At 42.9% G+C, this 14,028-nt stretch carries 9 protein-coding genes; 7 read left to right on the top strand and 2 right to left on the bottom strand.

Annotation, left to right across the window (positions count from 1 at the left end; all coding sequences use genetic code 11):
- Window positions 1-118: 118 nt before the first annotated feature.
- The 5 genes from ftsH to ispH all read left to right on the top strand — a co-directional run bounded on the left by ftsH (window position 119) and on the right by ispH (window position 7,636).
- Entirely contained in the window at window positions 119-2,197 is a 2,079-nt protein-coding gene (gene ftsH, locus DWB79_RS09725) for an ATP-dependent zinc metalloprotease FtsH (protein ID WP_016523867.1), read from the top strand.
- Window positions 2,198-2,475: 278 nt separating this feature from the next.
- Window positions 2,476-4,413 carry an alpha-amylase/4-alpha-glucanotransferase domain-containing protein gene (locus DWB79_RS09720; RefSeq protein ID WP_016523866.1) on the top strand — a complete coding sequence of 646 codons (1,938 nt, stop codon included), beginning with the start codon at window positions 2,476-2,478 and terminating at the stop codon, window positions 4,411-4,413.
- 25 nt (window positions 4,414-4,438) lie between these two features.
- Window positions 4,439-5,518, top strand: coding sequence for a 3-dehydroquinate synthase (locus DWB79_RS09715; RefSeq protein ID WP_016523865.1), 1,080 nt, complete (start codon window positions 4,439-4,441; stop codon window positions 5,516-5,518).
- Window positions 5,515-6,699, top strand: coding sequence for a cysteine desulfurase family protein (locus DWB79_RS09710; RefSeq protein ID WP_016523864.1), 1,185 nt, complete (start codon window positions 5,515-5,517; stop codon window positions 6,697-6,699). Before DWB79_RS09715 ends, DWB79_RS09710 begins: the two co-directional genes overlap by 4 nt.
- Window positions 6,700-6,724: 25 nt before the next feature.
- A complete protein-coding gene (gene ispH / locus DWB79_RS09705; RefSeq protein WP_016523863.1) occupies window positions 6,725-7,636 on the top strand; it encodes a 4-hydroxy-3-methylbut-2-enyl diphosphate reductase in 912 nt (303 codons plus the stop codon).
- 166 nt (window positions 7,637-7,802) lie between these two features.
- Here the strand turns inward: ispH and DWB79_RS09700 are convergent, their stop codons facing one another.
- The gene (locus DWB79_RS09700) at window positions 7,803-9,914 is read right to left on the bottom strand and encodes an adenylate/guanylate cyclase domain-containing protein (RefSeq protein WP_016523862.1); all 2,112 of its coding nucleotides are present in this window, start codon (window positions 9,912-9,914) and stop codon (window positions 7,803-7,805) included.
- Window positions 9,911-11,791, bottom strand: a complete 1,881-nt coding sequence (locus DWB79_RS09695) for an adenylate/guanylate cyclase domain-containing protein (RefSeq protein WP_016523861.1) — start codon at window positions 11,789-11,791, stop codon at window positions 9,911-9,913. Before DWB79_RS09695 ends, DWB79_RS09700 begins: the two co-directional genes overlap by 4 nt.
- 156 nt (window positions 11,792-11,947) lie before the next feature.
- On the opposite strand from DWB79_RS09695, the gene loaP reads away from it, so the two are divergent.
- Entirely contained in the window at window positions 11,948-12,490 is a 543-nt protein-coding gene (loaP, locus tag DWB79_RS09690; RefSeq protein ID WP_040859204.1) for an antiterminator LoaP, read from the top strand.
- On the top strand, window positions 12,487-13,983 hold the full coding sequence (locus tag DWB79_RS09685) for a polysaccharide biosynthesis protein (RefSeq protein ID WP_016523859.1): 1,497 nt from the start codon (window positions 12,487-12,489) through the stop codon (window positions 13,981-13,983). Before loaP ends, DWB79_RS09685 begins: the two co-directional genes overlap by 4 nt.
- The last annotated feature ends 45 nt before the right edge of the window (window positions 13,984-14,028 follow it).

The raw sequence follows: 14,028 nt of genomic DNA, 5'->3' as shown, positions 1-14,028 counted from the left end.
AAGGAAAACCTCTAAAAACTGAGGTTTTTAGAGGTTTTTCGTATAGATAGGAAACCTCCACTACCTTCACCGGAGTTTTGAGCAGAATCCTAGAGTAAAAGATGAGGCAATGGCAGTTATGAATCAGAATGATGATAAGAATAAACAGGATCCGAATGAACGAGATCCCTTTAATTTTTTTAAGTTAAGTCCTGAACCGTCTAATAACAATAATAACAACAAGGATCAAAAAAAACCTCGATTACCTTTTATCGCTATTATTGTCGGCGTGTTTATCGCTCTGCTTATTGCAAACCAGTTTTTGATGAAGCAAGATGCGAATGTTATTCCCTTTTCGGAGTTTAAAGATCGCGTTGCATCGGGTGAAATCGTCAAAGTCATTATGGGACCGACGTATTTTATCGGGCAAACAAAGACGCAGGCGAGCAGTGAGCAAACTCGCAGCAGATTGCCGTTTTTGTCGGCAGATACGGGAGACGCTTATCAAACGGTCGGGATCTATTCGGAATCTTTTTTACAGCTGCTGGATGAGCACAATGTCATTTATTTAGTACGTCCAAAAGAAAATAACTTTCTCGTCGATTTTTTGGTACAATGGATACTGCCGTTCGGTTTTATCTTCCTTCTTTGGCATTTTGTGATGAAGCGTTTCACCTCGAATCTCGGTGGTCTCGGCGGCAGTATCTTTTCCGGCGGGCAAGCGCGATCCGCAGCTGTCGAGGAAGGAAAAGTTACTACCCGCTTCAGCGATGTCGCCGGTGTTGATGAGGCAAAAGAAGAACTGGTTGAAGTTGTAGACTTTTTAAAATACCCTCAAAAATATACCGAAATAGGCGGTAAAATACCTCGGGGCGTCTTATTGGTTGGCCCGCCCGGTACCGGAAAGACCTTACTGGCTCGCGCCGTTGCAGGGGAATCCGGTGTTCCTTTCTTTAGAATCAGCGGTTCGGACTTTGTAGAGATGTTCGTCGGTGTCGGCGCCTCCCGCGTACGCGACCTTTTTAAACAAGCACGGGAAAAAGCTCCCTGTATCATATTTATCGACGAGCTGGATGCCATCGGTAAGTCTCGTCTGAATTCCATTCATTCAAACGACGAGCGGGAGCAGACGCTCAATCAGCTGCTCGTAGAGATGGACGGATTCGATAACAGCACAGGGCTTATTTTGCTTGCGGCAACCAACCGGCCTGATGTTCTAGACCCCGCGTTGCTTCGTCCCGGACGTTTTGACCGGCAGGTAGCGGTAGACCGCCCCGATATGAAAGGACGGGAACAAATCCTCAAGATACACGCCAAGAATGTGAAGCTTTCTAGCGGAATTGATCTCAGCGATACGGCGCGGATTACGAGCGGTTTTTCGGGCGCCGATCTTGCAAACGTGATTAACGAGGCTGCGTTGCTCGCAGTACGCGGCGGTCGTAAAGAAGTTGTTGCGGAAGACCTCAACGAAGCGGTGGAAAAGGCCATCGCCGGTTTGCAGAAGAAGAGTAGGGTAATCAAGGAAAAAGAACGCCAAATCGTCGCATACCACGAAACCGGACACGCTATAACGGCCGCCTTTACCGAAGGGGCGGATAAGGTACATAAGGTTTCCATTATACCGCGCGGTATTGCAGCGCTTGGCTATACCCTAAACATCCCCGAAGAAGACCGCTTCCTGCGCACTGAAAAGGAATTGCTTGCAGAGGTTGACTGTCTGCTTGGCGGGCGGGCTGCCGAATTTGTGCAGTTCGGCGTTGTTTCTACCGGCGCTGCAAACGATCTGTCACGCGCTACCGATATTATCCGCGGTATGATAACCGACTACGGTATGAGTGACCGCTTTAAAAACGTTGCGCTTTCAAAGCGGGGCAGCGGATACGGAGCAGGAGACCCTCAGCTGGTGCGCGAATACTCTGAAACGACGCAGCAGTACATCGATGAAGAAATTGCCCGCATTATGGAAGAGCGATACGCTGTAGTTGTAAACCGATTACAAGCAAAAAAGTCTCTGCTGGATTATATTGCAAAGCGACTGCTTGAGAAAGAAACGATCGATAAACAAGAATTTGAGGATATTATCAAGGCGGAGTCTCAGTTACCGCGGCAATCCGTCCTCGCAGAGCCGGAATCTGCACTGTCTGGGGAACCGGATATGTCCGTCGAAACGGATAAGCCCGCTGCCGATAGTTCGGATTCATCTACTTCTCATCAATAATCAACATTAAAAATACTATTGGGTGTTTCTAACAACTGGCTGAGTTTTTAGAGATACCCAATACCTAAAAATAACGCTTTCATCGACTGATAAACAAGGAAATTCATTAGTTTTTGAAGGTGTTATTTTGGACTCCCCCTTATATCTCCAAAACTCCGCACCAAAGGATGCATTCACTTAAAATTTTTCTGATGCACTTTGCCCTGAATACGAAATTTCATGCTTCCATAATCAGTCAAAATAGTATACAATAAATGTTGTTTTAGTAAGGATGATCCGTGAATACCTCAAAAAAAAATATGCATTTATGCTTTTGCGTACAGCTTTCTATCTCCTATTTGCAGCAGATTGATAAAAACGATAATGCATCGCTGTATAAAGCTTTTTTTTCCGGTATTCAAGCGGAAGAAAAGCTGCCTTTAACTATTTTTGCGACAGGCAGCTTTTTAGAGTGGCAAAAAGGGAAGCGCCAAGCTTATTCAATGCTGTTAAACAATATGCTCTCCCGCAAACAAATTGAACTCTTGAGCGGAGGTTACTACCAACCGTATCTGTCTCTATTACCTGCCTCCGATGTTATCGGTCAAATTGAAATGATGACTTCTGTCATCAGAACTCATTTCGGAAAGCGGCCGCGAGGTATCTTTTTAACCGCTTCTGCTTGGACACCATCGCTCATTACTCCGCTTATTCGGTGCGGTATGGAATATTGCCTTCTGGACTATCGCTTGTTTCCGACAGATACGGAACAAAACAATCAAAATGCATTTTTCTCTTCAATAATTGTTGAAGATAAGGGGAAAACGATTACGGCGTTCCCCTATATTCCCGATGATCCTGATTTTATAACCCGTACACCGCAAGAATTTTATGAAAAATTAACAGCAGAGGCTTCTTCAACCGGCGATTCTATGTGTCTCCTGTTTTTGCCGATTACAACATATATAAAATGCCTCGAAAAAAATAAAGATGGATCGAATTGGTTTTCTTCCTTTGTGGAGCTGTGTAATAAACCTGAATCGGTCATACGGCTAACCCATACGGCTGAATTGATGAAGCGCCGGCATCCGCATCCACCTATGTATATTGCTCCGAATACTATTCTCTGTGATACCCCGACGGGACATGCAACAAAACGAGCCGTTACGATGCAGCGTGATGCTTTTAAAATTTATTCGAAAATGATGTATGTGAATATGCTGGCAAACGGTATAAAAGGTGATAAGGCACGTAAAAAATATGCCTTGCAAGAGCTATGGAAAGCACAAAACGCCGAGCTTTTTGCACTGGAGCCTTGTATTCCGGAATATCATAATGAATTGCGCCGTATTGCCTACCGGAAGCTGCTTGTTGCCGAGAAGCAGACACGGTTACCGGGCGTATTTACTGAAGGGCTCACTCGGTACGATATCGATATGGACGGCCTTAAAGAGTTTTTATCTCAACGGTCATCATTAAATATGTATGTGCATCATCACGGTGGGAAGATTTTTGAATGTGATGTATTCTCCGCTTATAAAAACTATTTAGATATGCCGCTCGATCATTCGGGGATGTTTATCGATTATCTCTTATCGGAAGCATCTTTGCAGCGCCTCAAAGATGGGCAATCGGAAGCGCTAACAACCGTGTTTTCCGATAATACGTATCAGGAAACCGAAATTAATACAATCCGTTCTGAACTCAAACTGTCAACTTCCGGTTTATTTGACGCTGATATCGAACAATCTGTTTCATTACGTAAACAATATATGTTTTTTCCAGAAGGAACTCAGGTTCAATATATTTTAAAAAACGACAGCCCTTTTAATCTTTCCGCTTATTTTGTCGTTGAAATCGACATTGCATTGGAAGGAACCGATTCCATTATGCCTTCCTTATCGCTGTATGATTGTGAAGAAAACCAAAAAAAAGAGCGCAACCTTACGACAGAGGTATTCAATAAAGTATCATGGATACAGCTTGAAGACCCTGAAGGAAAGATCCAATTTACAATGGAAGCAAATGAAGTACCCGGTCTTATCGTTATTCCCGTTTATGGTATCTGCAAAAGAGCAGCTGAGCCGATCAGACAGCTTATACGCGGCATGCGAATGTTTTTTTATTGGCGAACAGACTTAAATCCGCATTACGAGACGGAGAAACTGCTCTGGTTAAAAATAAAGAATAGAAAAATATCGCGAACGACGGCTCCGGCAACCTCACACGCCGACTAACTTTTACCACTTTAGCAAAGAACTAATGAAACAATTACCACAATCATTTTCGTTTTCTACGCCGCACGGGACTACGCAGGTATGGTATTCGGATACCATTCGGCTTCCTCAACTTTCGGAAGAAAAGGGGAGGGTAAATGCATTGTATGTATGTGACGAACATACGCTCCCACTCTTACGACAAGCTGAATATTTTTCCGTGCAAGTACCGCTGGTAGTACTGCCGGCAGGGGATGAAGCAAAAAACTTAAGAACCCTTGCTCTTATTGCCGAGAAAGCAGCAGAATACGAACTTGACCGACAGGCCTGTTTTGTCGCCTTTGGCGGCGGAGTAGTATGCGACATAACCGCCCTTGCGGCTTCGCTCTACATGCGCGGTGTACAGTGTATTCTTGTACCGACAACCGTACTCGCGATGGCCGATGCAAGCATCGGGGGTAAAACGGCGGTGAATCTGTCAGGTTATAAAAATCTTATCGGTACGTTTTACGCCGCCTCATCGATTATCCTCTGTTTTCCGGTACTCCATTCCTTACCCGAAGCCGAATACCGTTCGGGACTTGCGGAAATACTGAAAACTGCCGTCCTCTACGATACCGAACTGTATCAAATGTTTGTAACCCAACATGATGATATTATCCACAGAGATAGTGCCTGTATTTCGAGGCTAATTCGTCGCGCCGCGGAGGCTAAGGCGCGAGTTGTCGAGCGGGATTTTACCGAACAAGGAGAACGCGCTTTTTTAAATTTCGGGCATACCTTTGCCCATGCGCTTGAAAGTTTGGCTCATTTTTCTATACCACACGGAGATGCTGTTGCATGGGGTATGTCCCGCGCCTTAGCCGTAGGACTTCGTCTACAGCTCACTGATAAAAACCACGCCGCATCTCTTACAAAGATTCTCAACTGTTACAACTGGTGTACAACTTCTGTATACTTTGGCATACAGGTTGACACCGATTCTTTTGCAGATGCAATTATTGCACGTATGAAAAAGGATAAAAAGAACCGCGGCGGGATGATTCGGCTTGTTCTTCAGGAAGATATTCTCAAAACACAGGTACGCGAAGTCGACACTTCTATAATACGGGAGGTACTGATATGATTTATTTGGATTGGGCTGCATCGGCAATGCCATATACCGATGAAATTGAAGCTGCTTACCGTGAGGCAACGGCGGTATTTGCAAATCCCTCGGCTCAACACCGGTTCGGGAAAGAGGCACGGGATATGCTAGAAAAAGCCCGCAGCCGCTGTGCCGCAGTGCTCGGGGTTCCCGCCGAAACGCTCTATTTTACCTCCGGCGCATCCGAATCAAACAGTCTCGTACTTCTATCATTATTAACCCGTCCGTCAACCGGTAGTCTTGTTATTAGCAGTATTGAACACCCATCAGTACGGGAACAAGCCGCCGTATTGGAGCACTGCGGCTGGACGGTTTTAAAAGCTCCTTCCGATAAGAGCGGCTGCATTACCCCCGATGCAGTATTGCATACTCTACGGGAAGATACCATGCTGGTTGCAATTATGGGAGTTAACAATGAAATCGGATCTGTTCAGCCGGTTCGGGGCATTGCAGAGGCTCTCAAAGCACACACAGCCGGAAAAAGACCCATTCATTTTCACGTTGATATGGTGCAATCGATCGGAAAATTACCGGTAGTGGAGCTTGGGCTTGCTGATGTACATTCCGCTTCGATGAGCGCCCATAAGATTGGCGGGCCGCGCGGTATCGGACTTTTATATCTAAAACAACCCTTAAATTCCGGTATCCGCGGAGGCTCACAGGAGCGCAACATTCGACCCGGAACGGAAAACCTTGCTGGAGCCTGTGCGCTTGCCCGCTGTCTTGAAAAAACATATACGGATTTTCAGCAAAAATTTGAGCGGGCAGGGGAGTTGTCTCGATTCCTCATCGAATCGTTGTGCCGAATCCCCGAATGTTCGATTATCCCTGCTGCAAGAACGTCGGTCGAAATATCGAATGACACAGTACCGAATAGTACTAAATGCGCCCATACATTTTCACCGTGGATTATACAAGTAAGTTTTAAAAATGTTCCGGCAGAAATTATGACACGATGCCTTTCTGATCGCGGTATCTTTGTTTCAGCCGGTTCGGCGTGCTCTTCAAAGAAAAAAGTTCGCCCGATATTGGCGGCTCTTTCCGTCAATCCCGAAATTGCGCAAAATGCCGTACGCATTTCCATCGGACAGAGCACGGAAAAGAGCGATCTGGAACAGTTTATTTTTGCTGTGAAAGAAATCATCAAAGATTTTAATTAAGGCATAAAGGATAAAAAAGTATAAAATGATGCAATCCGATACACCGATACCATATCCGCAAGAACAGCATCGACAGGTGAAGCGTGCGAAAGTGCTTGGTTATTGTATGGGGGTGCGAAGGGCGGTGGAAGCGGTATATCGCGCCCTTGCCAAATATCCTGACAAAACGGTTTACACATACGGTCCGCTCATTCATAATCCGGTAACAATGCGGCTCTTAGAAGCGAGAGGTGTGCGCATTGTTAATCCTGACGAGGAGCTGAAATCTCAGATTACGCCTGAGTCGCCGATTATTATCAGGGCACACGGTATTGCCCCACAAAAACGGCAAGAACTGATAGCCTGCGGTGCAATCATTATCGATGCAACCTGCCCGCGTGTTATCGCGAGCCAGCTGAGGGCTGTGCAGTATTCCCAAAAAGGTTATACGGTCATTCTTGCCGGAGATAAAAATCACGGAGAACTGATAGGGATTAAAGGATATGCCCTGTCAGTTCCACATAGCAAGTGTATTATTGTGCAGACGGCTGCAGAAGCAGAAAAGCTACAGTATGACAAAGCGCCTACCGTTCTTATTGCCCAGACCACCATTAAGCGGGAAGAATATCGTGCAATTGCCGAAATTCTCCGTAATAAAATTCCAAGCCTTGCCGTTTTAGAAACCATTTGCCCTGCGACCGACGAGCGGCAAGAGGCGCTCCTTGAACTTGTTAAAGAGGTTGATGCCATACTCGTTATCGGTGGCAGTAATTCAGCCAATACGCGCCGTCTGTTGCAAACCGCCCTCGATAGCGATAAACCGGCATGGCTTGTCGAATCCACCGATGACATTCCGCAGGAAGTTTATCAGTACAGAACAATCGGCCTTGCTGCTGGGGCTTCAACCCCTGACAGCAGTATTGATGCGATCGAAGAGAGATTAGGCAAATTACTGTAAAATTGTGTGCTACACAATATATCTGCCTTTATATCTATTTCAATCTATCAATAATGAACGTTCTGTCTACTAGATATTGTTGTTAATGTAGAAAGAAAGGTCATTTTGAGAGCCTCTCTTTACGTCAGTTTTAGAGGGTTTGAACAATATGGTTTATCTAAGCCACTCAAAGGTATAAGAATGAAGGGCTGTTTTGAGAGCCTCTCTCTCTAAGAAGGTTATATATTATCTCCTGTATCTCTTTTTGATAATATAGCGCTAACGGATCATCGGGAAATATTTCCAATGATTTTGCAATATATGTTTGGGCATTTGCATAGTTTTTTTCTTTGATTTTTTTTAATGCTTTTTCAATATACGACGCTGTTTTTTGCTTTTTACTCTGAATATCAGGCGCATCACAATCATATACTTCATAAATAATAGTTTGTTCCGTTTCAGTAACAACCGGCGCCTCTTGAATACACCGTATGTGAAAATTTTCAGGATGCTGAAGTGATTTTAAAATCGATTCGGAAATAATAATGGTGTTAGAATAAACTTTTGTTGCAGCCTGTAATTCTTCTGCCGTATAACAGGTATTCGAAATAACAACGCTGTCTAACCGGCTATCACTTCCGATAACTCCTAAAAGGATTTTTCCAGTATCAATTCCTATTCCTGCCCTAATTGCAGGGAGATTTCTTAATTGTATATTTTCTTCTTGCAGCTTTTTCTGAATTTCAATACCGCATAATACTGCCGCATCAGGTTTCTCGGAAAATAATGCGGTAAAACCGTCACCGAGAAATTTCATAATAACACCGCCATATTTTCGAATAATAGGAGCAACTAATGCAAAATATTTATTAAGCAATACAAATACTTCATCAGGTTCAAGTTGTTCCGATATGCTGGTAAAAGACCGAATATCAATTGAAAGTACAGTCATAGACAATTCCGAGGAATCGCCGGTATTTATTTCAGTAATACTGTTTTTCTGAAGAAACATCAGTAATTGATTGGGGAAAAATCGGCGTAACGCTGTTTGAATTTTTTTCAGTTCCTCTACCAGCTGTTCAATTTGATGTATTGCTTTCGCGTATCCGTCAATACTCATAATAACGGCAATAATAATTGCAACCATTGCGCCTTCTTGCAGGAGCAATTTCCCCGAAACAACCCATTGGCTTACCAGTGTATCATATAATGCAAAACCGGCAAGAATGCATAATACAAGGGCAATCCATACGGCAGATTTTTCTCTTTTAACTAATGCACGGATAATAATCGCCGCATCATAAATGATAGCAATGAATAAAAGTGCTTGTTGGATATATAAATAACAGGATACAAGAAGCGTAGGAGCTGTAACAATAAAAGCAGTTGATAATAGGCAAAGTACAATAATACCCCGATAAACAAATTTATACTGAATATTAAACATCTTATTAATAAATATCGTAAAAAATAATGCTGCTAATGGCATTGAGGTATAGCGTAAAATAAAATACAACTTCCATGGAATTGCAGGCCAAATATAAGCAAGAATATGCGGATAGAATACACTAATTCGGATACTAATCGTTATAGCAGTAAATGCGAACCACAGTATATAGGGCATTTTTTTATAATTTAAATGCAGTATGATAAAAAACATACTGAACAATAGCAGTACCGTTGATGCAATATTATAAAATAAAAGATTGAATACAAAAGATCGATTTAACATCTCAGCGGAACCGAGGATAATCGATTTGTCTGTTCCTCCATATCGGTTATGAAAATTAGATATATTTATGATAATATCAGCCGTACCGTTTTTTGACGGCTTAAAAGTTGCGATACTGATTGTTTTTCCGGGTATTTCTGTTTTAGCCGAAATACCGGGTTGCCCCTGCCCTGCCCTATCAACACCGTTAATAACAATAGTACAACTTGAAAGAATATGATTGACTTGCAGACCATATACTCTATTCGGATTGAGCCCTACGACACGCAGCCCGTATGAGGCATACCCTAAGTCGTTTTTCAATGAAGTTTCACTGAGTCTTCCCGGTAATGGTGCATATAACGGTCGTGTATTATCCCTAAAATAATAGAACTGATGAGGGGTAAAATGCCATTGACCTTTAATATTGAACACATCCCGATCGTTATGCGCTGGCAATGTTAACAACCCATGCTGAACTGTTACCGTATGTTCCCTAAGGTTCTGTATCGGCTTTTCTCTACTAATAAATGTTAGCATAAGGAACATACAGAAGAAGGGAGACGCGCCGAGAAGTATCTTTTTCATAGTAGATTAACCTCATAAACATTTATTAAATTTCTTTTACCCTTGAACTTTATTTTTCCGTAATAAAAGCAGGTATGGGTACGCCAGTAACTTTCAAGAAGCTGCTCCCTAACAGTTTCACTGATAATGATATTAACCTTTTTTTCAGTTGCATAGCTGTACATTCGAGAAGAAATATTTACCACATCGGAAATAACCGTTGTATCCATTCGTTCCGACTCGCCAATAGTACCCATCATTAATTTTCCATAATGAATTCCTGATGAGATCTGAAGTGGGGGTAAGGATTGTTCCTGCCTATGTATATTAATTGTTTTAATAAGCTGTGTAATTTCAATAATACAATCTACTGTTTCCTCTGCAGTGCCATAAAAAAGAACCATTAATCCGTCTGTTAAATACTTATCAATAAATCCGTTATATTTTTTAATAATAGGATTAGCAGCCTGAATGATGGTGTTATATAAAATTAACAGTTCTTCACGTGCGCTACTTGATGAAAGCTTGGCTTTAATACCGAGATGGATAAAAGCAATAAACATATTTTTATCAATATTATCGCCAAGCGAAACATCCGTAACGTTTTTCTTATTTAAAAATTGCAAGAACTCATCCGGAAAGAATCGTTGAAAAGATATATTTGTCTTTTGAATCGATTCAATCATCTGTTCTTGTGTTTTGAAAGCTTCAGAAAAATGCTTAATAACAATAAATGCCATCGGAATCATCAGCAGTAATAGTCCAAAATGAGAAATAAAGGGAGCATTAATAAGACCGTTTGAAATTAAACCGTCAAATATTGCTGCACTGATAAACAATAAAAATGAAATTAAAAATGTCAGTGCGAATGGTTTTCGTTTAATTAACGCATGAGCAACTACCGCACATACAATTGATGAAAGGAATAAAATATACAGCTGTACAATCAGTAATGCTCCGACAAATACCGGTAATGGCGTAATGAGGGTCATTAAAACGTACAAGAACAATGGAATAGTCAAAAAATAAAAAAACTTTGACGGTTTTTTGATAAACAGATTAAGAATAAAAAGGAATGTAAAGATGGCACAAAGTGGAAACGTCAAATACCCTACCCTATACATAATATCTGCCGATACATTCGGAAAAAAATCTCTTAACAAAAAATCATTGTAACAAAGTGTCCTAATAGCAAAGCTATAACAAAGCAATCCGAAGATGCCGGCAGTGGTTTCTCTCCGATAAAAGAGAAATAAAGAAACAAAGAAAGTAGCCATACTGAATAGGACAGAAAATATACTAGAGGAAACAAGTTTATCCAATACTGTTCTTGTTTGCAATGTTGAATAAAGACCGAAAAGGAAAGGCGCTTCCATCCCGGGATTTCTATCATGAAAGTTCGATAAATGAACGACAATAGTCGCTTCAGTTTCATTATTAAGCGGTAAGATAACCGTATCGTCATGCCAATCAAATATTTCTTCTTTAAAACTCTTTCCGGGAACTCCCGATGTATAAAATAAGTTGCCGTTTAGATATACGGTAAAAGCCGATGATGTACGTGTAAAACGAATCGCATATATTTTCTCTGGCTCAAATCCGCAGATTCTAACTGCATACGTAGCATATCCTTGTACCGGCTGGGGAGGCGTATACGTTGTCCAGCTAAATTCAATCGGCTGAAAATGTGTATACATCTCAAGAGGCATAACTGCAGAAACAAACTCTTTTTCTGCATAAGCCCATGAACCTTTTAGCGAATAGACCGTATCTTTATCAATATCTGAGATATCATAAATTCCATTTGAGGCATAAAGCCGAGCTTCCTTTGTACAAGAAATAGTATAAAGAGTCACGGTAAGCAGCATAAGAATGAACACTCTATTTTTAATTTTCACAATTCAATCCTTGACTGTTATATTCCGGTACGGCAACTTTAATAAATTTTCTTAGCCTACTATATAAATGAGGTTATGTCTAGGATAATTTCTAAAATGTTTGCCTTGTCTTGCCCAATAGAGCTTTTTTTTCTTTTATGTTATACTGAATACTCTATGGATTATTATGCAGTGCAGGTAAAAACGGGCAAGGAACCGGAGCTGTTAAAGAAAATACGGAAACTAAATGAAGAAAACCATGAAATAGAAGCCTATTTTCCACGCCGCGTACTGTATATTAAAAAGAAAGGTATACGGCATAAAGTTGATGCACCGGTTTTTCCCGGCTATATTTTTTTAGAACTCGATGACTTATCGCTTCCGCTTTGCTGGCAGCTGCGTAAGACACCGAATTTTTATCATTTTTTGCCGAATAATCAAAATCCGCTGCCGCTTGCCGATAATGACCTCGCGCTTTTGCGCCATTTTCTTTCGTTCGGAGAAGTTACTGCTCCGTCTAAAGTATACTTTGACGCGAATGCACGGATATGTGTTGTAGAAGGGGCGCTGAAAGGGCTTGAAGGAAAAATTATCAAAGTTGATAGAAGAAAGCAACGGGCTAAGGTACTGCTCGATATGTACACCGACAGCTTTCCCATCGATTTGGCTTTTGATGTGATAGAGCCGGCAGCTGCCGGTTTAGGTGGAGGGGAGAGATGACAGCGCAAAGTAATAAAGTACAGCCGACCGTGTATATTATCGGGGCGGGGCTAGCGGGCACCATGATTGCCCATGAGATAAAACGAAAAGGTATATTCGGCCGCGTCGCAGCGTTCCTTGACGATGATCCGCAGAAAATCGGCAGTAAGATTGAAGGGATTCCGGTGCTCGGACCGATTCAAGATGTTGCCCGCCTTATCAGAGTAGAGGCGCGGGATGAACTGTTGATTGCTATCCCAAGCATAAAAGCAGAGCGATTACGCGAAATATATGCGATTGTAAAAGAGGCGGGATTTACTATCATCAAATTACTGCCCGGTATTTCGCAGATTGTAGACGGCAATGCGCACCTCGTGCAGGCTCGTGAAATTAACCCGCAAGACCTGCTCGGACGCACACCGATAAAAATCAGCTTAAAGAACAGCCTCGCCTATCTGCGCGGAAAGCGGGTACTGATTACCGGCGCAGGAGGTTCCATCGGCAGTGAGCTTGCACGCCAGCTCCTTTCAGGCGGAGCCGAGCGACTTTATTTATTCGGGCATGGGGAAAACTCAATCTACCAAATCGATAAGGAGCTGCGCCTCTTACAGGAAGAAGGGGTCGGCGACAAGGCGACGATCGTGCCCATCGTAGGCGAGCTGAAAGACCGTGATTATATGCAGTATATCATTGAGAAGCTCCGCTGCGATGCGGTTTTCCATACGGCGGCTTACAAGCACGTACCGCTGATGGAAGCAAACCCCGTCGCCGTCATCGAAAACAACGTGTTCGGCACCAAGAACCTGCTCGACGCCTGTATCGAAAACGGTGTCAAACGCTTTGTGCTTATCTCGACGGATAAGGCTGTTAATCCCGTATCGATTTACGGGGTTTCGAAGATGCTCAACGAGAAGATGGTACTTGAAGCCGCCGCGCGCGTCAAAGAAAAATACGGCAGTCCGGATTATGCCTATATGTTTGTCCGGTTCGGAAATGTACTCGGTTCGCGCGGCTCGATTTTTCCGCTCTTTGTCGAACAGGTAAAAAAAGGAGGCCCTGTAACGGTAACCTCACCCGATATGATGCGCTTTTTTATGACCATACCGGAAGCCTGTTCGCTAGTACTACAGACGGGCGGAGTGGGCATCAACGGGCAGTCATACCTACTGGATATGGGCGAGCCGGTCAATATTCTGGAAACCGCCCGCCAACTGATACGGTACATGGGCTACGAACCCGAGAAGGACATACCGATAGAAATCATCGGGGTACGTCCGGGAGAACGATTGGAAGAGCCGCTCACTTCGGAAACGGAGTACACCGAGCCGACCGATTATCCGAAAATTCTTCGCCTGCAAAACCATGAAGAATACGGCCGCGATACCCTTGGCAAACTGCTTGCCGCACTACACCCCGTATGCTGTCCTTCGGGAGATCCGGAGCTCTATCGGAATAAAGAATACCTGACACGTATCCTCTGCGATGCATGTCAGTCGCTTAGGGATGCGCAGTAAAAGCACTCTTCTTGTACATTAAGTCTAAAAGGTTTTATAGGAGAT

Origin of the sequence: Treponema medium, assembly GCF_017161265.1 — a bacterium.
GTDB classification, from domain to species: Bacteria; Spirochaetota; Spirochaetia; order Treponematales; family Treponemataceae; genus Treponema; species Treponema medium.
The sequence above is the reverse complement of the archived record's forward strand: the minus strand, read 5'-3'. Positions and strand labels throughout refer to the sequence as shown.

Excerpts from the sequence above, each read along its gene's own strand:
- DWB79_RS09700 (WP_016523862.1), bottom strand. The coding sequence starts at position 9,914 with ATGAAAAAGATACTTCTCGGCGCGTCTCCCTTCTTCTGTATGTTCCTT.
- DWB79_RS09710 (WP_016523864.1), top strand. The coding sequence starts at position 5,515 with ATGATTTATTTGGATTGGGCTGCATCGGCAATGCCATATACCGATGAA.
- DWB79_RS09715 (WP_016523865.1), top strand. The coding sequence starts at position 4,439 with ATGAAACAATTACCACAATCATTTTCGTTTTCTACGCCGCACGGGACT.
- loaP (WP_040859204.1), top strand. The coding sequence starts at position 11,948 with ATGGATTATTATGCAGTGCAGGTAAAAACGGGCAAGGAACCGGAGCTG.
- ftsH (WP_016523867.1), top strand. The coding sequence starts at position 119 with ATGAATCAGAATGATGATAAGAATAAACAGGATCCGAATGAACGAGAT.
- ispH (WP_016523863.1), top strand. The coding sequence starts at position 6,725 with ATGATGCAATCCGATACACCGATACCATATCCGCAAGAACAGCATCGA.
- DWB79_RS09685 (WP_016523859.1), top strand. The coding sequence starts at position 12,487 with ATGACAGCGCAAAGTAATAAAGTACAGCCGACCGTGTATATTATCGGG.